This is a genomic window from candidate division KSB1 bacterium, assembly GCA_022566355.1.
Classification (GTDB): Bacteria; Zhuqueibacterota; JdFR-76; order JdFR-76; family DREG01; genus JADFJB01.
The window spans coordinates 1-23,529 of record JADFJB010000071.1 but is presented as its reverse complement, the minus strand read 5'-3'; the positions used below and the strand labels follow the sequence as shown (position 1 = coordinate 23,529).

At 40.1% G+C, this 23,529-nt stretch carries 20 protein-coding genes; 9 read left to right on the top strand and 11 right to left on the bottom strand.

Translation table 11 applies throughout. From position 1 onward, the window contains the following. From IIC38_12845 to IIC38_12805, 9 genes are all read right to left on the bottom strand, one after another. The coding region (locus IIC38_12845; GenBank protein ID MCH8126832.1) for a N4-gp56 family major capsid protein at positions 1-669 on the bottom strand (669 nt) is incomplete at its 3' end. A 17-nt stretch (positions 670-686) separates the two neighbouring features. After that, positions 687-1,298: a hypothetical protein gene (locus IIC38_12840; protein MCH8126831.1), complete on the bottom strand. Its 612-nt coding sequence runs from the start codon at positions 1,296-1,298 to the stop codon at positions 687-689. Between the two features lie 96 nt (positions 1,299-1,394). Continuing rightward, positions 1,395-2,066 carry a hypothetical protein gene (locus tag IIC38_12835; protein ID MCH8126830.1) on the bottom strand — a complete coding sequence of 224 codons (672 nt, stop codon included), beginning with the start codon at positions 2,064-2,066 and terminating at the stop codon, positions 1,395-1,397. Between the two features lie 54 nt (positions 2,067-2,120). Next, on the bottom strand, positions 2,121-2,576 hold the full coding sequence (locus tag IIC38_12830; protein ID MCH8126829.1) for a hypothetical protein: 456 nt from the start codon (positions 2,574-2,576) through the stop codon (positions 2,121-2,123). Positions 2,577-2,636: 60 nt separating this feature from the next. After that, the gene (locus tag IIC38_12825) at positions 2,637-3,113 is read right to left on the bottom strand and encodes a DinB family protein (GenBank protein ID MCH8126828.1); all 477 of its coding nucleotides are present in this window, start codon (positions 3,111-3,113) and stop codon (positions 2,637-2,639) included. 259 nt (positions 3,114-3,372) lie between these two features. Next, a complete protein-coding gene (locus IIC38_12820; protein ID MCH8126827.1) occupies positions 3,373-3,594 on the bottom strand; it encodes a hypothetical protein in 222 nt (73 codons plus the stop codon). Next, positions 3,584-6,634 carry a CHAT domain-containing protein gene (locus tag IIC38_12815; protein ID MCH8126826.1) on the bottom strand — a complete coding sequence of 1,017 codons (3,051 nt, stop codon included), beginning with the start codon at positions 6,632-6,634 and terminating at the stop codon, positions 3,584-3,586. Before IIC38_12815 ends, IIC38_12820 begins: the two co-directional genes overlap by 11 nt. A gap of 154 nt (positions 6,635-6,788) precedes the next feature. Then, the gene (locus tag IIC38_12810; GenBank protein MCH8126825.1) at positions 6,789-7,670 is read right to left on the bottom strand and encodes a hypothetical protein; all 882 of its coding nucleotides are present in this window, start codon (positions 7,668-7,670) and stop codon (positions 6,789-6,791) included. Between the two features lie 47 nt (positions 7,671-7,717). Beyond that, on the bottom strand, positions 7,718-8,266 hold the full coding sequence (locus tag IIC38_12805; GenBank protein ID MCH8126824.1) for an RNA polymerase sigma factor: 549 nt from the start codon (positions 8,264-8,266) through the stop codon (positions 7,718-7,720). A 568-nt stretch (positions 8,267-8,834) separates the two neighbouring features. Between IIC38_12805 and lhgO the strand changes: the two genes are divergently transcribed. Continuing rightward, positions 8,835-10,058, top strand: coding sequence for an L-2-hydroxyglutarate oxidase (gene lhgO / locus IIC38_12800; protein MCH8126823.1), 1,224 nt, complete (start codon positions 8,835-8,837; stop codon positions 10,056-10,058). 35 nt (positions 10,059-10,093) lie between these two features. Here the strand turns inward: lhgO and IIC38_12795 are convergent, their stop codons facing one another. Continuing rightward, positions 10,094-10,726: a hypothetical protein gene (locus tag IIC38_12795; GenBank protein ID MCH8126822.1), complete on the bottom strand. Its 633-nt coding sequence runs from the start codon at positions 10,724-10,726 to the stop codon at positions 10,094-10,096. A 129-nt stretch (positions 10,727-10,855) separates the two neighbouring features. After that, positions 10,856-12,211, bottom strand: coding sequence for a carbohydrate binding family 9 domain-containing protein (locus IIC38_12790; protein ID MCH8126821.1), 1,356 nt, complete (start codon positions 12,209-12,211; stop codon positions 10,856-10,858). Positions 12,212-12,771: 560 nt separating this feature from the next. Here IIC38_12790 and IIC38_12785 point away from each other — a divergent pair. The 8 genes from IIC38_12785 to IIC38_12750 all read left to right on the top strand — a co-directional run bounded on the left by IIC38_12785 (position 12,772) and on the right by IIC38_12750 (position 23,506). Then, positions 12,772-13,665, top strand: a complete 894-nt coding sequence (locus IIC38_12785; GenBank protein ID MCH8126820.1) for a hypothetical protein — start codon at positions 12,772-12,774, stop codon at positions 13,663-13,665. Further along, positions 13,658-14,542: a hypothetical protein gene (locus IIC38_12780; GenBank protein MCH8126819.1), complete on the top strand. Its 885-nt coding sequence runs from the start codon at positions 13,658-13,660 to the stop codon at positions 14,540-14,542. The genes IIC38_12785 and IIC38_12780 overlap by 8 nt, the downstream gene beginning before the upstream one ends. 15 nt (positions 14,543-14,557) lie before the next feature. Continuing rightward, positions 14,558-16,186: a tetratricopeptide repeat protein gene (locus tag IIC38_12775; protein ID MCH8126818.1), complete on the top strand. Its 1,629-nt coding sequence runs from the start codon at positions 14,558-14,560 to the stop codon at positions 16,184-16,186. Between the two features lie 157 nt (positions 16,187-16,343). Next, positions 16,344-17,963, top strand: a complete 1,620-nt coding sequence (locus tag IIC38_12770; protein ID MCH8126817.1) for a D-aminoacylase — start codon at positions 16,344-16,346, stop codon at positions 17,961-17,963. A gap of 63 nt (positions 17,964-18,026) precedes the next feature. Then, positions 18,027-18,605, top strand: a complete 579-nt coding sequence (locus IIC38_12765; protein MCH8126816.1) for a glycerol-3-phosphate acyltransferase — start codon at positions 18,027-18,029, stop codon at positions 18,603-18,605. 44 nt (positions 18,606-18,649) lie between these two features. Beyond that, complete coding sequence (locus IIC38_12760; protein MCH8126815.1) at positions 18,650-20,254, top strand: aminotransferase class V-fold PLP-dependent enzyme; 1,605 nt, start codon at positions 18,650-18,652, stop codon at positions 20,252-20,254. A 65-nt stretch (positions 20,255-20,319) separates the two neighbouring features. Next, the gene (locus IIC38_12755; GenBank protein MCH8126814.1) at positions 20,320-20,547 is read left to right on the top strand and encodes a hypothetical protein; all 228 of its coding nucleotides are present in this window, start codon (positions 20,320-20,322) and stop codon (positions 20,545-20,547) included. A gap of 367 nt (positions 20,548-20,914) precedes the next feature. Further along, positions 20,915-23,506: an ERAP1-like C-terminal domain-containing protein gene (locus tag IIC38_12750; protein ID MCH8126813.1), complete on the top strand. Its 2,592-nt coding sequence runs from the start codon at positions 20,915-20,917 to the stop codon at positions 23,504-23,506. Positions 23,507-23,529 lie beyond the last annotated feature (23 nt).

Here is a 23,529-nt window from a genome sequence, read left to right as displayed (position 1 = left end):
GGAATAAGTCTCAATAGACTTAAACCCAGCCAAATCTTTAATGTCTTGGGCAACATCAGGGTGTGTTAATCCCCAAAATGCAGGCAGGATAGGAGTCGTACCTGTATTCAAGTCGCCCGTTGACATTGGCATAAACGGCAATGTGTTATTACGCTCAAGCGTGTTAACAACACTGTTGATTGAGGCAAGAGTAATCTTGCTTACAACAGCTCCCGTTGATGCCGCCCCAGCAGCAAAGACTTTAGTAAGGTTGTCTTCAGCCACATTACGCTGTAGTTGGTTCAAAGACCGACCGGCAGCAATAGCCAAAGAACGAACGATAGAATCAACCTGACCGGCAGGATTGAAGTGTTCAACCTCCTCAGTCAGAGCGATTACCTGCCCGAATTTTTGGACAGCAGCAGTTACATCTGTTTGTGCAGTTGCAACAGCTGCACGGCCTCCGAAGAAAGCCTCGTTACCCGTTTGTTCGCTGAGAGGCGTGGTTGAGGGTGATAGAGCATCGGTTCTGCGCCACTTAGCCGTAGCAGAGCCACCTTGTTTGTCCAAAGCCGTAGGCATTGTGCCTGTAAAGTATGGAGCAAGCGGTGTAGCTTGACGCAAAAAGGTCTGCTCAAAGATCGCATTAACAGGAAGTTGGACTTCCGTATTAGTAGCAGATAGAGTCATAAGATCTCTCCTTTATGTTATAATCCCTCTCTTTTAAATTGTTTTTTCTTAAAGGCTTCGAATTCCAGATCACTCATTTTACTGAGATCAATAGAACTAGAATTAGGGATTGTTGATTTTGCATTCAAAACTGAAGATGCAATAGCTTCCCTGGTTTCAGTCGCGTCTTTACTCACAAGACTTTCAACAAAATTTTGCAGTTCTGTACGAAGTTTAGTTTCAATAGCACTCCATTGCTCGGGCTTCTGGTCTTTAGCCAGATACGCTCTTTCCAATCGTGGATCATTCCTGGATTTAACATCAAGAAATGCCTTAATGTGATCATCAGGAATACTAAGATCGCCCTTAATAGACTTCACAGTTTGATTTAATTCTGTTTTGGCCATATTACGGGCTTCTCTTTCACGATCTTCAACAAGCATCCTTTTAATAGAACTTATTTCAGCTAATTCTTTTCTTAGGTCTGTTGTTGACGTTACTGTTTCCGGTTCTTCTTTTTTCTCTTCAGCTTCACCAGTTTTGGAATACTCTGCTAATAGAGATTCCAGATCCTGTGCGTTCGCGTCCTCGGATACAGGCTCGGCCTGTTCGTCGGGCTGCTCAACCACAGCTTGCTCTTCGTTTGTCATTGGGTATCCTCCGTTTCACCAATAAAAAAATTCAGGATAGTGTTACCCTGAAATATCCTTCCCGAATTAAAAATCCAGTTAGAAACCTGTTTATCATTATCCTCCTCGTTGGAGGCCCTGTAGAATGGCGGGGAGGGCGTTAAAAGCTTCAGGTCCTCCAGCAGCTCCGGGAATCTCGGGTCCGCCCTGAGTTCCTTCAGGAATGAATGCGTCGACATCACTTATACCCCCTTGTTTTAATAAATCTCTTACTATTGCGTCATAATTAAGCGGCTGACCTCCCTGTTGAACAGATAACTGGTTTATCTGAATAGCAGTGGAGATAGCCTGGAATCTCTGTTGTACTCGTGAGGCATCCTCTGCCGGCCCGGAAGCACCAAATACTTCCATAAATACTTTTTCAGGAAGTTGCTTTTTGGAAACATTCACAAAGCCACCATATTTTTCTATATATATATTTTCAGTACGTGTCCCTATTGCATCTCTTGACATTTCATAAAACATATGCAACCAGCGTGTCATTGGTCCGTGTATTAATGATCTTACGTAATCAACCGTCCTCACCTGACCCCTTACAATTTCCTGGTCTTTCGCAAATGCTGTCGTGTGGGAAACTGTTTGCGCCCCCAAACGTGGAGCGTTTATTCCTGTAACATCCGAATATTGCGCCAACAACGCCAGGTAACCGGATTGCAAAGCTGCAACATCACCAATTATTAAGAATCCTGATAACAACCCGATGATCAGAGATTTATTGTAATTTATCATGACTCCTCTTATTAAAAAATCAATGAATATTCCTACTCCGGCTTCTTACCAAATTCATTCTGCCTTATGACAAAACCTCTTAATACGTGGAGAGAGAAACACGCCAATCCAAACCAATGGAATGAGCAGATTCCAAATCAATAGAAAGAGATTTTCTCTCGAAGACCAATTGTCAATATAAATGTCGCCCCTTTTGATGTGCTGAAAAATAAAGAAAACAATGACCACGGCTAACAAAAATATAAGAATGATACGCGATTTATCGTCTTTTGTATAAATCAAATAACCCACCCAATAGAGACTAAATAAATAGCCCATACTAGTCGATCCTGTCAAATAAATGAATATGGTTTCAGTTAATTCGTTCGCTGCGATCCAGTAAAGACCATTTGCAATCAAGCTAACAAGCGTGATAAATACGGCATAGACCCTGATTTCTATAGGCGCTACAGAAAAATGGGATCTAAACCGGGACCAGGAAAATGGCGATGACTCTTTAATACTATTCATATGGATTTTCTTCGTTTTCGCCTGACAATTTAATTATTGTAGACGTTAAAACCAAAAGAATCAATTCTTCCAAACACCTAAGCTGCGTCGCATCAAAACCAGCTGGCCCAAATGATAGGCATTGTGATCGGCCGTAAGTAAGATTTCTCGCAGGATTGTCTGGCCACTGCCATGGGGAATCGGCGTAAAAAGATCAGTCGACTCATCCTTGACAAGATTAATCAATTGCTGTAAATCTTCACGGAAAGCTTCTAGACTTTTGTTCCAGTCATTCTCGTTTGCCGTGAACTCCTTCCCTGGCCAATAACCTTCAGGAAATTTAAGCGGAATGTAGTTTGGATTTCTGGAAAACTCCAGGATGTCCCATTGCGCCAGGCGCATATGTTCCACAACCTGGTAGGGCGTGTAAGGGATGTTGGGTATTCGGGTGTTAATTTCATCAATTGGAAAATTGGCTATGGTTGTCTCAAAATCCACGTGAGCATCTTTGCTTTTTAATAGATCAACCAGGTGATTTCGTAAGTCTTCATTGCTCATTGTTAATCTTTCTAATATTTATTTATTTTTCTACTTATACTTATACTTATACTTATGGGTAATATTTTTTCTCGGAGAATGTTGAACAATACTAATTCTTCATTGGAGATTCAACAATATACTCTAATATAGAAGAAGGTAATTAAGAGTAAATATTGCTATTGACTTTCCAAATGAAAGGAAGGCTGCTGATTGAACCCTTACATCCACAATGTGCACTTCAACAGTAGCCGGGCAGGAATATTGCGGCGCATGAATTTCAATTACCGTGCCTGGCTGTGCTCCTTTTACACCCGATAAACGCGTGAGAATCCCGAGAACCGATATTACGGCATTGCCCGCTGCCCAAGCTTTCCAGGGCCAGGTAGGCCACTTCGTTCATTTTGTTACTGCCTTCGTCAAGTATTCCGACCAGAACAATACGGCCTTGTGGCAGGTTGTTTATGTAATCTGCAATATTAACTTCCTCATCATTTACCAACCAGGATAAACGGAGCCCAACTTGATGGATCGGCGTAATCCCAAGCAGAGCGGGATTGATTTCCAATCAAACGGAGTTTTGCTTCCCTGAGCGCTTGCGCCTTTGGTTTGCCTTTCAGCATCTCCTCATAAAATGCCAGCATTAAGTCACAAGTAGCCCTGTCATCTGCCTTCCACAGTGAAACCAACAGATTCTTCGCTCCGGCATATAAAAAGCCACGACTGAGACTCATTAATCCTTCTCCTTTGATAGTCTTGCCGATCCCGCTCTCGCAGGCGCTTAAGGTCACCAGGTCTGCATTCAATTCCAGGTTATACACTTCTCCTAGAAAAAGCACATCATCCTCAGTTGAGGTGGTGTCCTGTGCCAACAGCAGCCCGGATAGCTCGGGGGTCGTTTCATTGGCAAAACCATGGGTGGCAAAATGAACATAGCGATATTCCTTCAAATCAGTGTTTTTCAGATTCTCTTCGCTTGCCTGATTTTCAAGATAGACTCGGGACTTATCACCAAACAACCAGTCATACAGCCGGTCTATGATACCATAGCTCTGGCGAAACAACTGTTGTATACCCAGAACTTCATCCCGAGAAGCAGGTAGATGGGTACGAGCAGTTCGGGTTGAATCAAGATCATGATTTGCTTGTAGCAAATCTGCTGCTCGTGAACCGCTACTGATTCCGTTCGGAAAAACCGGGGCAAATGCCAGGTAATCCCTGGGAGGATCAGGCTGGCTTCGATTCAGCAGATCCAACAATAGATTGGCTGAATAGGCATAACTTACCTGGTATTCTCTCAATAAATAAGGCAGGCTGGTATAATCTATGCTCTTTACATCGGCTCCATCCTCAGTAAGCAAGGCCTCAAACGGGACATTGGCAACAACATGATCTGGAATGATTATCAAGCTCCTGGTTGTAAGATGGCCTACTACAGGCTGGATGAGAAACTGGTACAACCTGTATGCACTCTTCGCATAAAGCTCATAATCGTGTTTTGTTATGCCAGTGCGTAACTGCTTAATCAACGTTTCAAATAGGCTGTCCTTTGCAACCGTTGTGACTTCAAAGTGATGTTTAGCAACGGTAAAAATAGTGATGGATTTTTCGCCTGTGAAATATTCCACTACAGTTGTTTGGGAATCCAATACTTCTTGCAGTTCAGGTATCGACACGGATTGGGTCTGGTATTTCAATTCATAATATTTCGGGTAGGTCGTCTCCAATTCTTCAATTAACGATTCGTACTCTGTCTTTAATGAAAAATACCTACCTTCGAAATCCTGGATTTTGGCTTCATCCTGGCCTTCTTTTTTCTGGCGCTCTTTCTCAATTTGTGTGTCGTAGAAAGCCAGGTCGATTTTTAGTTGTTTTTCTTTTTCCAATAGGGTGTTCGGTATACCGGCGAAGGATTTGGCCTGAGTTTCCTGCAGAGCATGGCTCAACACACTGGCTTTACCTTTTTCAGCGAAAAAGAAAGCGCTTTCTTTATAAGACTTTTTTCCTGTAATTTGGTTCAGTTTTATGGCGCTGCCAATGGCTTGGTCATAGATTTCTACAACGTTTTCGCCTAATAGCAACTTAGAGCCTTCGGCCTTGTAGCCCGTTCGTATCTTATCGATAAGATCTGCCGCTAGCTGGTAGGTTGAGAAAGCCGTCTCCAGATCTTTTTTCCCGGTCTTGCCAGACATACGAGTTAAAATTTCTGCTTTTAATTTTAATGCGTTGAGTAAACCGATTTCAGAACTTAGGTTTTCTAAAGGTGGATTGCGGTATATGGACTGATCAGTAAATCCGGGGGCCAGTGAAATGAGTGACTTTTGGCAATACCTTAATGCGTTGCTAAAATCATCCTTCTGAAAATAAACCTCGGCCAGTCCTAAATAATCGTTTGCAACTTTTGGATGGTGGGCGCCTAGAGCTTTAAGATATACTGCCAAAGCTTTTCGGAAATATTTTAACGCTTGATCGAAAATGCCTTTCAATCGATAATCTTCACCTATGTTAATATAGGCTGTGCCAACATCAGGGTGTTCTTCACCCAGTATAAGACGATTTATTAATAAAAATTTATTGTGGTATTCCAGCGCTCGATCATATTCGCCTTTATTATAGTAAATAGTTCCGATATTACTGTAGCCACTGGCAACTAAGGGATGTTCATTACCGTATAATCGAAGAACAATTGATAAGTTTTTTTTGAAATATTCTAAGGCTTTATCATAATTCCCTTTACTTTGGTAAGCTGTTCCAATGCTATTATAGCTGTTAGCAACCTCATCATGCTCCTCATCCAATAATCGAAGTCTGATCGATAGCGCTTTTGTATAGTATTCCAACGCCCGATCAAAATCACCCTTATGCCTATAAACGCTCCCAATGTTATTATAGTTGTTAGCAACCCAACGATCTTCCTCACCCCGTAATTGAAGGTTTATCAACAAGGACTTTTCGTTGTATTCAAGCGCACGATCATAATCACCTTTATCACGATAAAGAGCTCCTATATTATGGTAGCTACCGGCAACCTGAGAATGCTCTTCACCGAATAATCGAAGCCTGATCGATAATGACTTTTGAAGATTTTCTATTGCCCAATTATAATTGCCATTTTGTAGGTGAACTGCTCCAATAATATTAAAACTCATTGCAATAACATTATGATCCCCTTCAAATTTTTCCAATCCTTCTAACCCTTGCTTTAAATTATTCAGGGCAAGTCGATACTTTCCTTGTTTTCGAAAATTATTCCCTATACGATTAAAGCACTGTAGATTTTTTATCCAAATTGTATTTATATCAAACTGGTCACTCATCTCCTTGTAAATCACCCTGGCTTTTTCAAATAAAGCATTGGAACTGTCATATTGGGCTGCATTGCTTAGTTCTATCGCTTTGTTGAAATAAGCAACAGCCTGGGTAGTATCCTGTATTGTATAGGTTGTGTTCTTGAGTTTATCTTGAACTGGGTTTTGCGCAAATAGTAATTCTACAGAAAAAAACATAACAAAAACTGCAGTGATTAGTATTTTGTGCTTCATAATTGTCTCCCTTACAGTTATAGTTTTTCACCTGTTAAAAAATTTAGCTTTGTAGCTCATCACTTATTGGATTGATTATAGTAATGAGTAAGTTACAAATTATCCCATTATCATCCATCACAGCAATTCCCTAGTTTTTCCTCCTGAGAATCGTTTACTTATTCTTTAGTTCTCTCAACTTTTTTAGTAACTTTATGGCTCCTTCTATATTTCTACCATCATTTTCAACGAGAAATACTAGAAACCTTTCAGCGTTCGTGTAATTCTCATTCATATTATTTATTGAATACCGGAGGGTTTCTACAATTCCTAGTCGCCAGAAAATATCTCGCTGCAGTATAACACGGTTGGTAACCGTTAGACGCGCAAGCTCGAGATATCTGAATGAACTATCCAGATAAGCCGAATGATATCTTGTGAAGAGGCTAAACGTTGATTGTTGAGCTTGTTTCAGATAAGTTAGACCCAAGTAATAAGCAAAAATGACTGTTTCATTTTCATTATCTTTTTTAATTTTTTGAAATTCATTACTAAATGAGTTGATTGCTTCGAAATACAGTCCCTTATTAAACAAATCTTTACCAGACTCCAAGGGAAAACCACTTTCACCTCGTAAAACTGGAAGCACGATGTCAAGACTTTCCTGAACGATGGGATAAGTGCCTGGTGTGACCATCTTGCTTATTAAAGGCAACGAAATAATTGTAAGAAACAGCATTACAATAGCTGCTGAAGCATATCGCATTATCGGTGATTTAAACCGATGCGAAATTAGAGTAATGTATTTTTTTTTGATAGGTTTGATAGTGATATGGCCTACCTGAGACTCATCCAAATTCTGATAAAGGTTTATATAGTTTTGTTGCAAGAAACTTATATATTCGGATAATTCAGGATTAGTTGAAATCTGGTGTTCTACATTTCTGATTTCGTCTACGGAAATACGGCTATCCTCAATACTTACATCCATTTCTTTAGCAGCAAGATAGATTGCATATCGAGCGAGTAAGTCATTAGTTGGCTTTTTATCGCTCATTTATTTCTCATAAAATCGGGTAAATGGAATTGTTGATCGAGATAAATTCATCCGCTTAGCTTAGCTTTCAAAAATTCAAGGGTTCTTTTGAACCTCATCTTTGCTGAGCCTATTGAAATGGACAATTCACTGGAAATGTCCTCGTAGTTTTTCCCTTGTAATTTCAGTTCGAATAAACGCTTGTCTTTCTGTTCAGGAATCTTATTAATGGCTTCCTCAACAGCAAGTTTATTGAACAGCTCGCTATCATCAACTTCCTCTTTCTTGTAGAATATCCTTGAATCAGACAAATGAACATCCTCTCGAATTAGGATCTTTTTCCATTTAGCATGATTGCGAAAGTAATCATTCAAGGTATATAAAGTCATCTTGGCAACAAAATTCCTGATTTTAACAGGTTCTTTAATATCTTGAATGCCCTTAATTAAACGCAAATATGTTTCCTGAGACAAATCATTGACAAGTTCAAGGTCCGAGATCTTTTGACGAAGAATGATTTTTATTTCGCTTTCCAGAATTCGACAAACTGCCTCAAGCGCTTTTCTATTGCCAGATTTAGCGTCTTCTACAAGTTTGGATAACTCTGTAATATTCATAGGATTTACATTCTGTACAAATATCAAATATTAGGGTATTCTTAACGTATCGATTTTTAAAAGATAACCGAAAATCTCGACATTAGCAATTTTACTATCTTTTTATTTAAAACGAAGTTGAAAGTAGATTGTGACTTTTTATTACCAGAACCCAAACTTCTATCAGAAAATAAACTTTCCAAACCACTTCGAAATCCTTGAAATCTCTTTACAATATTTGCACCTTTTGACTAATTTACCTTCAATTAAAGATAAGAAATGCTATGGAAAGCTCAAACTCAATCGTTCCAAATCATAACATTTACAAAATTGGCTATTGCCTTATCCCCTGCTTTTGCGCAGAGGGATTCAAAAATCATCCAGAAGAAGTCCTGGTTGTTGCACTGATTGTCTAATATCGTACAATTCGACACAGTAAAGTATGCAACGCAATCGCACAAAAGTCTTTATCGCCAGATAATAATGGAATAACAACAGCAGTAAGATTTGAGGTGTGGAGCAACCTTCTTTGCCGGGAATTAACTTTGAATTTTAGAAATGAATCACCAATTATCTTTAAGGATTTATTATGACTGGTACACAATATGACATTGCAATTATCGGCGCCGGAATCGTAGGATTGGCTACCGCTATGAAATTGGCGGATCGCGGCAAAAATTCCGTGCTTGTCCTGGAAGCGGAAGATAAAATTGCACAACACCAATCGGGCCACAACAGCGGAGTCATTCATTCCGGACTTTATTATCAACCAGGTTCTCTGCGTGCAATCAATTGTGTTGCGGGGCGTAAGAAACTATATGATTTTTGTGAACAGCATAACATTCCGTATGAACGATGCGGCAAACTCGTTATCGCAACAAACCAGGACGAATTGAATATATTAACGGAACTGCAAAAAAAAGGAATTGCAAATGGATTACATGGGATCAGGAAACTTGACAAAAATGAGCTGAAAGAGTTTGAACCTCATGCTGAAGGGATTGCAGCTCTGTTGATTCCCGATACCGGTATCGTTGATTTTCAAGAGGTAGCAAAAAAATATACAGCATTGTTTGAACAGTTCGGTGGAGAGATCCAAACAAATGCAAAACTTATTCAAGTCAAAGTTGAACCCCCTCAATTAAATCTTACGACAACCGCCGGTGATTTTGCATGCAAGTATTTGATCAATTGTGCCGGTCTCTATTCAGACAAAGTAGCACAAATTTGTGGTCAGGAACCCGACCTTAAAATAATTCCCTTTCGTGGGGAATATTTTAAACTAACTCAAGAAAGCGAATACCTCGTTAAAAACCTGGTCTACCCGGTTCCCGATATTCGATACCCGTTCTTGGGCGTCCATTTTACCAGGATGATAAATGGTGGTATTGAGTCCGGACCCAATGCAGTCCTTGCTTTAAAAAGAGAAGGCTACAGCCGATTCAGCTTTTCTCTATCAGATACTTTTGAAATATTAACTTACAAGGGCTTTCAGCGGATGGCCGGAAAATATTGGAAAACCGGACTAGCCGAGTTTAACCGTTCCTTTAGCAAACGAGCCTTTGTAAAAGCTTTACAAAAACTCATTCCTGAAATAACTTCAAAGGATATAGTTCGTGCAAGATCCGGTGTTCGCGCCATGGCAATTAGTCCAGATGGACATCTGATTGATGATTTCCAAATCATGGAGTCAGAGAGAATGATCCACGTTCTTAACGCCCCCTCTCCTGCTGCCACTGCTTCCATCAGTATTGGTGAAACGATTGCTGAAAAGGCATACAAGAATTTTGGATTGACTTCCAAAAATAAATAAGATTAAGACAAGTTTTCAAGGGTACTATTCAAACTCTATCTAACAAAAGTATGTGAAAACTTGAGCAAGACTGCCCTATTCTGACTGCGTGGCAAACGCGGTAAAAGGTCGTCATCAGGATTTAATGATGTGTTGATGTTCTCGTTATAAACCAGGTAAGGGTCACTGCCCTCGGAAGGATTATATCGCAAGCGGACATTCACGGCCAGTTCAGAGATTTCACTGTTAAATTGAATAAAAGAATTAATTGTCAATGCATGATTTATAGATGTCCGAATTCGCATCCTGGTTAGATGTGCCTTAAATAACTTTTGATCAACCTCTATTCGATTGTATTCGTAATCGAATGTAAACGCAAGATGTTCATCTATCGTCCACGAGGGTGAGAGAACAGCTCGATACTGGTTTCCACCAAAATATTCGCCGGCAGTTGCTCGCAAATTTACTCTGAAATCGTTACCAGTAGTCGAGCCAAAGCCAAGTTCAGCCAATTGAAAATTGTATAAACCAGGAATGATCTCAACATCACCAACACTAAAAGATTCCCGAATCAACTCACGGCGATGGCGAACTGAAGCACGAGCAGTAGCTCCTGATTTAAATAATCCATTCCAATTGAACTGGCTGTCGAACGTCTCTAATTCGCGGGTTGAAGTCGCATCCCACACGAAACTGGTTCTATTGGTAAGTGTATGATTTTGTAACTTATTTTTTGTCCCCGGAAACCAGGTATATTGCAGCCTGGTTCCAAACCGGTCTACGCCATTCCGGGTTAAAAATCCCAGCCCGGGATTAAATTAAGAGCCATAATGAGAAGCCGATGTACCGAAAGAAAATCCCCTGCGAATACGACGCTGCAAGGTAACGGAAGCATACCAGGTTTTCGAAAGATCAACATTATTCTCATAACTTTGACTAAAGTGAACTTTTAAGTATTGCTGACCTATTACTCGAATATCTCCATCCAATCCTATGGCGGTATTGTGATTTCCATCAGGTCCGGTTCGTGAAGTTAACAAACCACCGATAAAGGAACCTCGTTCAAAGACTTCACGCCTTAAACGAAAAACACCAAAGTTTTCCGTGCGGATTTCTGTATTATCAACAACTGCCTTATCGGCCTGCATTTCAATCAATCCCATTTCCCAACCACCTATTCTCCCAGTCAATCGAACACCGCCCAGAATGGGAACCTGTTGCCCATCAACAATACCAATTCGCCGACTCTGGAATAACCGTTGCCGTCCTCCAGGAAATCTGTAGGTAAACAAATCAGCACGCTCCTGAAAAAAATCACGCTTCTCCGGAAAGAAGAGTGAAAACCGAGTTGTGTTGATGCGTTGGTCGTCTACCTCGACCTGGGCAAAATCGGTATTTACTGTGAGGTCCAGGATGAGGTTACTGGTAATATTATACTTAACATCCAGCCCAATGTCTTTTTTCCAATCTTTATTCAGATCGTAAGCAGATTCATCCTCTCGCAAAGTGTTGGATTTGTTAAGACCACCAATGGCATATGGCTTAATGTATAATGGCGTTTGAGAGGAGATTTTCTCAAATTTAATATCCAGGGCCTGGCTGGGCTTCACTGCGCTGTTTTGCCATTTGTTTGGAATAGCAGGATAGACATTGTATTCGACATTGCGTGCCAGGTAGCGCCATAGGATCAATCCCATTTCCACATTCCCATCCTTGCTTTCAAATCGTAAACTTGAAAATGGGATACGAAGTTCTGCCGTCCAACCGTTTTCATTATGTAGTACAGATGCATCCCAAAAAGCATCCCATTCGGCGTTCCAACCACGGCCAAATCCCTCGCCATCATTAGCAACGGTTACATCAGTACGAACTCCTGCAGGAGTCACGATAAATCCGTAAGCTGTGCGATCGTCATTGTAAGTATCCAAAAGGATGCAGATTGCATCCTGGCCCGGAGAATAGGAATCCCTTTCCAAAGTACGTGCTAGGATTTCTGAAATATTTGACTCGTATACTTGCGCCGAAAGATAAATATACTCATTATCATAAACCAACCGCATGATCGTTTTTTGTGATGGTTCGGCACCTTCGTTTGGAGTTTGACGGTACCAGGATTCTATTGGAACAGCTTGCTGCCATACTGGCTCATCTAGTTTGCCATCAATTTTTATCATTTTTCCAGTTATGCGAAGAGGGGTAAGAGATTTGGTTCCTGCAAAAACAGGATTAAACGGAAATATTAAAAAAATGAATAGATATTTGAGCTTCCGAAAAAACCATCTCAATATATAAGTCCACATATTAATTGTATCGGTGTTCGTCATCTTCATTCAACCTGCAATTTTGGAAATAAAGACAACATCATAATTGACTTGATTTTTCTAAGTGGAATCTGATCCTACTATTAGCAAACCAAAAAGTGGTGTACTTGATTTTATATAACTCACATTAACATATCCAACTAAAATTCAATTTTATTATAAAAATAATTTCACTTGACAATTCAGAATTTGTATATTAATTTTGAATATAAACCCCTTCTTATTTCTATTAATGATCATAAACTCTTTCAGATGAGGGCCGAAAACGGCTAAGAAAAATGCAAGAGTCAACTAACCAACTTTCTACCAAACCTGTTAGATATCGAATAAATCTAATTTTACTAGTATTGCTTGTCATAGGCATTACCGTATGGTTTCAAAGGCACCTCAGGTTTTATTTTACAGAAAGTACAATGCTGGGCAGTACAATAACTCTTTGGGGATTCTGGAAATTAGTTCAGACCTGGGTTAAATGGGGTTTAGATCAAGCCGAAATATCTTTTTCCCGCAAGCTTCTAGGGCGTTCTTCTGCAACTGAATATCTTATCTTCGCATTGATCATTATTATTTTCTTATTCTTTTCCACCTCGTCAATTTACCTGGATTACAAAGGCGCTGAAGCTGGAGAATCCAGCTTTACTGTCGCAGTTACCGAAAATCAAAATCCATTTCTTGACACTATGCGGGTAACTTCTTTTGATCGTATTCAAGGAAAACCATTTTTCTTACGATTCCACCAACCTGAGCTGAAGTTTTCTATTTCTTATCCCAGGGGCTTTGAGTCGTTTAAAAGAAAGTTTAATCCATGGTCAAATATTTATTTACGCGTCCCCTTTGATTTCGAAAGAAAAGAGTTTCATGCTGTTTGTCTTGTGCCGAGTCCGCAAGATGGTTTCCTATTACAGCTTCCTAAAGAAGGCGGGAATCCTGATAAGACCTATTTTCTTAGGATAAAACATAAAGGTAAGACATATTCCATTCAAGATTTACGGCGGGGGTTGATTTATACAGGTATAGCAAAAGAGGATTTTCAAATCCTCAATGATTCACAAAACAGACAATTTATCATTCAAGAATTGAAGCACTATTTAATCGATATAAATGTGCCTGCGAACAGGCGTGAGGATTTTATTTCACAATTGATTTCTCATCCTTATTATTTGAACTCAGATGAATTTAGCGCCGGGGATTCTTTAACCGTTCAAATTGGTCAAGTTGATTCCCAAAATCTAATAATCAATAAACAATACATTGTTTCAACCGAGAACTCTATTTCCTTTTTGTTTATGGAGGTAAATAATGAATAAATCCCATGGATATCGAAAAAAGTTTTCAACAATTTGGGCTTTAATTTTCTTTAAAACAGTATTACTCGCAGGCATCTGTTACGGGCAAAATTTACCACCCATTATTAAAACAGAATTTGAATTAGCGGGTGAAGTATACCTGACAAACATGGAACCAAAAACCCGAAAAATGGTTTCCGACAGCATTGAAATGCATATGGCGATTTTGTGCGAAAACCCATTTGGATTTCTGCGGTGGACACCGGGATTTGATACAACAGGTACACTTCAATCTCATTCAGCTTTAAGAATAAAATTGACAGGCAAAGCCGGACAGGCAATTCAGATGAAATTTTCAGCAATTAACAACGGAAATGCGATTGAATTTTCAAACCTGCCTAAAATTCAATTATATGATGTTTGGGACGACCCGAAATCTCATGAACCGAAAACCCTGATTCGGGATATTAAAATTAAACTTGAATCTTTTATTGCAAGCGATGCATTTCAAATCAAGATTCATGAAGGGTTCTTAAAGGCAATTCCCATAATTAATACGATTCAATCTGATTCAGCTCGACAGAGTTTAATCGTGCCTATAAAATGGGAAGCTCTGAACGCAGGCCCAGAGTCCATCCTTTCTGTTGAGTTCTTTGCATTAAATGAAAATGTACGCTTTCCCGGAATAATTAAGATGCAGCTAGTTGGGCCGTGGAAGGGTATGATTATGTGTGCTGTGAATAAATTTATCTTCCTGCCGGTTAATAGTGACAAATGGGATGTTAAAATACCTGAAATATTAGAAGAGAATAATTTAATTGACCTAACTGTTTTTATGGAAAAGTATTTTAAAAATTTAAATCCTGGTACCATGGGAACAACCGTCATTGATCCTTAACTTTAAGGTATTATTATGATATTTATCACATCCATCAAGAAAACATCCATTATCCTTTATGGATTAATGCTTTTATACACTGTGCCCTCACATTCTTTTCAAGAATCAACGAATTTCGCAAGTACAGTGAGTAGTGGCAAAAAAGCTCTTATGGGCCAAAATTATGACATGGCTCTTGAGACATTCAACCAGGGACATCAGTCGGCAATTGAAATGAACGATATTAAATGGCAAGCCAGTTTCCTGTTTTATATGGCAGTTACAAAACAGCAGCAAGCAAAACATTTAATAGTAAAACAAGATCAAAAATCTATTCTTTTAGAAGCTGTAGATCTCTATAAAAAATTGCTGGATGTTCAACCGAATACCGGATCAGCTTTAAATAACCTTGCTCAAATATATAATCAGTTAGGCAAGATGGATGAAGCTGGTAAATCATATGAATTAGCTATTGAGTCAGATGATTCCAGAAAATCCTTCTATGCACATAATTATGCTGATTTTCTGCGGGAAAATGAGAAGAAGTCCAAAGCAATTCAATATTATCAAATAGCTGTTGAAGGGCAACCCGGGGACGTCAAAGCCCAAGAAGAGTTGGTAAAAGCATATATTTCTGCTAAATCACCTGAGATATTTCCACACTTGTGGCAAAGTATGAAAGATGGAAGGATTCTTCAAGCGCAGGAATTTGTGCTGGACGCTCTACTCTCTAATGGATGGAAGAAAGATGATAAAATAGAATTACTCACTATCTTAGCGGTTAGTCTTAGTAAACAGTTTTATGATCCGCAAAATTTCAAGGCTTCAGATACTGGAAAAATCCTGAAAACAATCTTTGGTGATCAAGCAATTAGTGCGGGGATTGAAGAGCTATTTGTGCTACATGATACTGCAAAACATGAGCCTTATGATTTTAATTGGTGGCAAAAGGGTAAAACATGGCAGGAAGCTCCCAGGGGAATCTGGCGTTTTGAAGCCTTTCGGATGTTAAGTAAATCGATAGGAAAATGGTATCAACAAAATAAAAATCCGAGATTGGCTAAAGATTATTATCTTTTGTCAGGTGTATTCAGATATGATGACTTAGATCCGGATGCTTTTCTACGCTGTGCAGATTTGTATATAGCAAACGACAATTTGGATGATCTGAAAAACATGATAGAAGAATATGGGTCTCTTTTATTTGAAGGAAAAGGGGCAGCTTACAGAGATTCTGATTTATTAAAAATTTACAAATACCATTCGGCTCTAGGTGTTATCTACACGAATCTAAAAATATGGGGCAATAGCCGCACTCCAGCATCTGCCATTTTCCAGCTAGAAAATGCCCGTTCTATAGCATCACGCTATAATCGCAGCATTGAAAATAAAAAAGAAGTTATTCAGATAGAACCTCGGCTTATCAACTATCTGGCTGATGGATATAACGCAACGAATCAGCCGAATAAAGCTTTTCAATTGAGATTGACTGCGGCCGATGAATATTTGAAAATGAAAAACAAGAAAAATGCCGAACAAGTGCTCAAAGACATTGAACCGCCTCCCGGCATTTTAGAAAAAGATATTAAACGGTATCAGAAATTAATAAAAACGATTCAAGTGAAACAATTGAATTTAAAGGAGATTAAGAACAATAGGCCATAAACCATTTCTTAATCTACCAAAGTGGAATTCATTATTTATTGTACCGTTAATGACACTAATTACATTTGCTTATCTGATTTTTTAATCCGGACCTGCGATATCTTCTAACCTGGGTAATTTGTCTTTCAAACGAATAAACAAAAATAGAAGAGAAAAGATGAGAAACCCGGTTAAATCCTCAACAAGTATTGTCCAGTGTTTCACATTTCCATCATTGCTTCGATACATCCTAATCACTTTTCTGATTACCTTAACTGAGCAGGCCTTACCCCAGGAAAAGTATGGAACGATTATCCGCAACGGCAGGGTATTAGATGGATCCGGCAATCCCTGGTTTCGAACGGACATAGGGATCAAGGGAGATCGAATAGCTGCATTGGGAAACCTGGACGATGCTCAGGCAGAACGTGAGATCGATGCTTCCGGATTATATGTAGCGCCGGGTTTCATCGATAGCCATTCCCACACTTCTGGAGGACTCACTTCCGAAGACCGCAGTCACGCCCAGCCGCTTCTTGCCCAGGGGATTACCACGGTTTTCATAAATCCTGATGGCGGTGGACCCGTAGATATTGAAAAGCAAAAAGGGGACCTTCTGAAACATGGACTCGGAATCAATGCGGCTCAACTGGTTCCGCACGGCTCGATCCGCCGCCAGGTTATGGGTATGGTTGATCGGCTACCTACTGAAACCGAGCTAGAGCAAATGAGAGACCTTGTACGAAAAGGGATGAAAGCCGGAGCGTTCGGACTATCCAGCGGCCCTTTTTATGCACCGGGAAGCTATTCGGATACCCGGGAATTAGTAGAACTGGCCAAGATTGCATCGGAGTACGGCGGCGTTTATACCAGTCATATCCGAGATGAATCTAATTATACTATCGGCGTTGTAGCGGCCGTGGATGAAGTAATTCAAATAGCCCGGGAAGCCAGCCTCCCGGGAATCGTGACTCATATTAAGGTATTGGGACCGCCGGTTTGGGGTTATTCCATGGCTGTAGTACGCCGTATTGACCGAGCTCGTAAGCAAGACTTGGAAATCTATGCGGATCAATACCCTTATATTGCATCTTCTACCGGGCTTGGCGCAGCGCTCCTGCCCCGCTGGGCACAGGCCGGCGGACGAGATTCGCTCATCGCCCGTTTCGAAAACCCGGCAACTATGGCCAAAATCATCACTGAAATGATGGAGAATTTAGCTCGGCGTGGTGGCGCCGATCGTATCTTATTCCGACGGTTTCAACCGGATCCTGCCATCGAAGGTCGAACACTGGCGGAAGTAGCAGACGATTGGCAAATGAATCCGGTCGAGGCATCCATCAAAATGTTTCGCAAAGGCGGACCATCCATCATTTCCTTTAATATGAATGAAGATGACGTAAAAACCTTCATGGTCCAATCCTGGACCATGACCTCTTCAGATGGCGCTTATCCTAAATGGGGCGAGGGCGTTCCCCATCCACGCGCTTTTGGCACTTTCCCGCGCAAGATCCATAAATATGTTTTGGAGGAAAATGTCCTTGAACTGCCTGCTGCGATCCGGAGTATGACGAGCTTGCCGGCCCAGGTATTCCGGCTTTGGAACCGGGGTGTAATACGGCAAGGCGCTTATGCAGACCTGGTCATTTTCGATCTCGATAAGCTTCGCGATCGTGCAACGTTCACCGAACCCTACCACCTTTCTGAAGGGATGGTTCATGTTTTTGTCAATGGCCAGGCTGCTATTTTGGATGGAGAATTTACGGATGTCATGTCTGGCCGGGTATTAAGCAGATAGAAATTATGTGAACCATTTATAAGATCTTATTAAAACATCGTTTTGGAAACACAAAATTTCTTTATGAGCAAAGAGATCATATTCATCTTTCTAAGCTACCTCCTTGGCTGTTTTTCGACCGGTTATTACCTGGTTCGTCTGTTAAATGCAGATGATATAAGGAACCACGGCAGCCATGCTACCGGGGCTACTAATGTAGGTAGAAAATATGGTAAAATTGGTTTTATTATTACTTTACTAGGCGACGCCGCTAAAGGAGCCATTGTTGTATGGGCAGCTTTCTATTTTGAACTTACTGAAATAGCGGTTATATTAGTAATACTGGCTGTTGTCGCAGGTCACAATTGGCCGATTCAACTAAAATTCTCCGGAGGAAAAGGAATTGCAACAGCTGCCGGAGCGATATTGGTTTTTAACTACCAGCTCCTTATTGTTTTACTAGTGCTTTTTGGTATCGTATATTTTATCTTCAGGAAATATACTTTGAGCGGTCTTATCATAATTGTTCTTACTCCTATTGTCTATCTCACTTTTGATCCAACACTCATCAATGAGTTGGGAATTACCGCACTGATTCTAATCATTTTAATTGCACACAGGAACAGCATACGTGATTTAGTTCGCTTACTTCATAAGAAATAATAATCTCTAAAGAACACATACCCTCTTTAGATCAGTAAACAACAATGCCTACAAGCCAATCTCTGACATATAAGGTTGCAAAAGAAGAATGGGAGTTTGAACAGATTCATAAACTAAATTACAAAACATTTGTTGAAGAAATCCCTCAAAATAAAAGGAACTCCAAAAAAGCTTTTGTAGATAAATTCCATAAAGAAAACACTTATTTGATCTGTCTTCAAAATGATATTCTTGTTGGGATGATTGCAATAAGAAACAAACGTCCATTCTCTTTAGATGAAAAGATTGACGACCTAAATTCATACCTGCCGGATGCGCATTCTGCGTGTGAAATCCGTCTGCTTGCAGTGGAAAAAGAATATCGTTCGGGCAAGATATTTTTTGAACTATTAAAGAAAATGGCTGAACATTGTATCAGCCAGGGATTTGACCTTGCAATTATTTCAGGCGCATTAAGGCAAAAGAAATTATATCAACACATCGGTTTCATCCCCTTTGGCCCCCTTGTCGGCTCGCCGGAAGCGCCATACCAGCCTTTGTATTTAACGCCGGAAGCCTTCTTGGAGAAGGCTAAAAACTTTATTCGCAATAATCCGACATCTTCCATAAAAAATTCTCCGGCAAATTTTCTACCTGGTCCGGTAACGATCCATCAAAATGTTAAGCAAGTGTTTAATGAAATTCCCATATCACATCGTTGTGAAAATTTCATGAAAGAATTTAAACGTACAAAGCGTCATTTATGTGAATGGGTCGGTTCGAGATCTGTTGAAATTTTCATGGGATCGGGCACCCTGGCAAATGACGTCATTGCCGGTCAATTATCATTGAAAAACACGCAAGGCTTAATTTTGAGCAATGGGGAATTTGGCGATCGTTTGATCGACCATGCCACCCGATTCGGATTGTCGTTTGATATCCTGCAAGTAAACTGGGGTACTTCTTTTAGAAGTGACTTGATCCTGAATAAATTGGAAGGAATGTCTAATGTTAAATGGCTTTGGGTTGTTCATTGTGAAACATCAACCGGTGTTTTGAATGATTTGGATATGTTTAAGACACTGTGTAGAGAAAAAAAGATTCATCTTTGTCTAGATAGCATCAGCTCTATCGGAACAGTCCCTGTTGACTTGCGTGAAGTCTATTTATCTTCAGGCGTCAGCGGCAAAGGCCTGGGATCATTCCCTGGTTTATCCATGGTATTTTATAATCACAAAGTTCGTTCCGCGCCGTATTTACCCAAGTATTTGGATCTTGGTTATTACTCTGAGAAAGATGGGGTGCCTTTTACAATTTCCTCAAACCTCGTTCTAGCATTACAAACAGCTTTAGAACATTTTATTTCCGAGGAAATCTTCAACGAAATAATCGATCTCTCGTCCTGGCTTAGACACAGGCTGCAAAAACTTGGTTTTCAACTCGTTGCTTCAGAGTCCGACATGTCTCCCGCTGTTATCACAATAGAGCTGCCGAAAAAAGTAAACGCCAAAAGCATTGGCCAACGATTAGAAAAATCAGGTTTTCTATTAAGTTATAAAAGCGAGTACCTTCTCAAACGAAATTGGATACAAATTTGTTTGATGGGCATAAATTCAAAAGAAAGTATTATTCCTTTATTAAATCGGTTGATTGTCGTGATCAAAAAATAATTTAACGATTCTCATTTTTTCTTGATTTTCTATGAAAACCATTGCTACATTCTGCTACGAATTAAATGAAATACGAAAGGAGAAGTGACCTAAAAATGATCTTTCATGCAACAGTAGAAGAAACCGAAGATGGCGATTTCATCGCACTATGCTCCGAACAAATGGCCAGTGCCCGTGGACTGAGTCCAGCTAATGCACTTGACCATTTACGTGATGAGATCCGCTACCAGATAGAATTATGCCCCTGCTCCGGTGTCGACGACGATTTTGTCCAGATTCAGGTTAACGGCTGATTCTTTTTTTTCAAATATTACCCTTTTTAACGGCATCTTAATTTCCCCATTTTTACCTTGATTTTTCTTACCTGGTAAAGTAAAATCCTAATAAATCCATAATCAAACCACAGTGGTGGTAAGGTATATTTTATATATTGAAACAATGTAATATAATTTTTCGCTGTCATTTTCGAGGAGTTTACACCGAGAAATCTTATGATCTATTCTAAATATAACTTGTTGGAAAACAAGATTTCTCCTCGCGGAGTACATCCTGAGCGCAGCCGAAGGGCTTGGTCGAAATGACATTTTGTTAATTTGTCAGAATTTTAAAATAGTAAATATTCTTGTGAAAACTTTTTATAAAGAAACTGGAATCAGAATCATGTCAATAAAATCCTTACAAATCCTCCTAATTCCGTTGACTTTGTTTGCGCTAGTTCCGTTAAGTTGTTCAAAAAAGCCTGGTCTGGATATTGTACAAGGTGTATCGCTCGAAATCGCCAGACATCGTGCAAAAACCATTTCCAATCTCCATTACCAATTACATTTCTCTATTCCGGAATCGTTGGATCAAGAAATCACGGGCCAGGTTGTTATAAGCCTTCAATTGAACGATCTTTCTTTGCCACTCATCATTGATTTTAATGAAAATCCCGCTAAAGTGATTCGTGTAGGAAATAAGGAAACCGAGATCAATTACGAATTCATAAATGGCCATATTGTCATTTCGTCGACATATTTAAAAATGGGGGATATTAGTATCGTCATCGATTTTATTGCCGGCGAAAGCTCACTTAACCGCAATGAAAAATTTCTCTACACACTTTTTGTTCCGAACCGTGCGTCATTTGCCTTCCCATGTTTTGATCAACCGAATTTAAAAGCAATCTATAAACTCTCACTGGAGATTCCGGAAACCTGGCAAGCGGTCGCAAATGGAAAATTGGCAAAGACTAAGACTTCACAAGGTAGAATGCGCTTTGATTTTGCAGAAACTAAACTTATCAGCACATATTTATTTTCTTTTGCAGTAGGTGAATTCGAAGTGATTAGCGAGGAGCGGAACGGTCGAATTATGCGAATGTTTCACAGGGAAACCGATGCAGAAAAAGTGCAATCCAATACCAAAACTATTTTTGATTTACATTTTACCGCGCTTAATTGGCTGGAAGAGTACACCGGCATCCCCTACCCTTTCGACAAATTTGATTTCGTTCTGATCCCCTCTTTTCAGTATGGCGGTATGGAACATCCCGGAGCGATTTTATATCGCGCTTCCAGACTATTTTTGGAACGTTCGGCAACTCAAAATCAAAAGCTGGGTCGGGCGAGTGTGATTGCCCATGAAACCGCTCATATGTGGTTTGGCAATCTCGTTACTATGGACTGGTTTAACGATGTCTGGATGAAGGAAGTCTTTGCCAATTTCATGGCTGCAAAAATCGTTAATCCCAGCTTTCCGGAGATCAATCACCCCCTGCGTTTCCTCCTGGCTCATTACCCCGGCGCTTATGGCGTCGACCGAACTGCAGGCGCCAATCCGATCCGCCAGGATTTGGATAATTTGAAAAACGCCGGCACACTTTATGGCGCAATCATTTATCAAAAAGCGCCCATTGTTATGAAACACCTGGAGCGCTTGGTAGGCGAGAAATCCTTTCAATCAGGTTTAAGGGAGTATCTACATCAGTTCAACTATGGCAATGCGACCTGGCCGGATCTGATCGCGATTCTCGATAAAAAATCAGAAGAGGACCTAAAGGCCTGGAGCGAAGTTTGGGTAAATCAACCCGGCAGACCCCATCTTACCACAGAAATAACTTTTGATAAAAATGGCAATATTTCAAAATTGCTGGTGAAACAAGAAGACAGCCAAAATATAGGACAAACCTGGAACCAACTGATGGACCTGGTTATAGTTCGTGATAATAGTAGCCAGTACTTTCCAGTTCAAATGAATCAAGAGGTTGTTGAAGTTAAAGAAGCGCTGGGATTACCCAAACCCGATTTTGTGCTGGCAAATGGCACCGGGTTAGGTTACGGCAATTTTGAACTTGATACGGACAGCCGGAACTTTTTGCTTAGCAATATTCACAAAATCGATGACGCTCTTTTACGCGGGGTTGCCTGGATTACGCTGTGGGAGGAAATGCTGCATTTTCGTGTATTGCCAGGTGCATTGTTCAACACAGCCAAAACAGCTTTACAACACGAAAACGATACTCAAAATATCGAACGCATCCTCAGTTATCTAAACTCTGCATTCTGGAAGTTTCATACAGACAGCCAACGCAGAAAATTGGCCATAGACATTGAAACATTATTGTGGGATTTAATCAACAAGCCTATGAATCCGAAAGCGATCACAAGCTATTTCCGCACTTTTCGCAGTATTGCTGTTACCGAAAAAGCTGTAGCAAAATTGCTTAAAATCTGGCAGGAAGAGCTGACGATCCCCGGACTCTTCATCCAGGAAAATGACATGACTACTCTTTGTTTCGAATTAGCTGTCCGCGGCATTCCTGAATCTGAAGATGTGATCAGAGGCCAATTGCAAAGAATTAAAAGTCCGGATAGAAAAGCCAGGTTTAAATTTATACTGCCGGCATTGTCGGCGGATCAAACTGTTCGTGACGAATTCTTCGAAAGTCTGAAAGAAGATAAAAATAGAAGCCATGAACCCTGGGTCTTAACCGGATTGCGTTATTTGCATCACCCTATTCGTGGTTCACAATCACAGAAATATTTGAGAGAGAGCCTGGAACTATTGCAGGAAATACAACAAACCGGCGACATCTTTTTCCCCAAGCGCTGGTTGGATGTTATTTTTGGAGGGCATAACTCAGCCGAAGCCGCTGAAATTGTAGATCGATTCTTAAAGGACCAAAAGAATTATACCGATCGCTTGCGAGGAAAAATATTGCAATCGACTGATTTATTGGTAAGGGCGGTATCGATCAGCAATGAACAATGAACAATGAACAATGAAAATGTTAA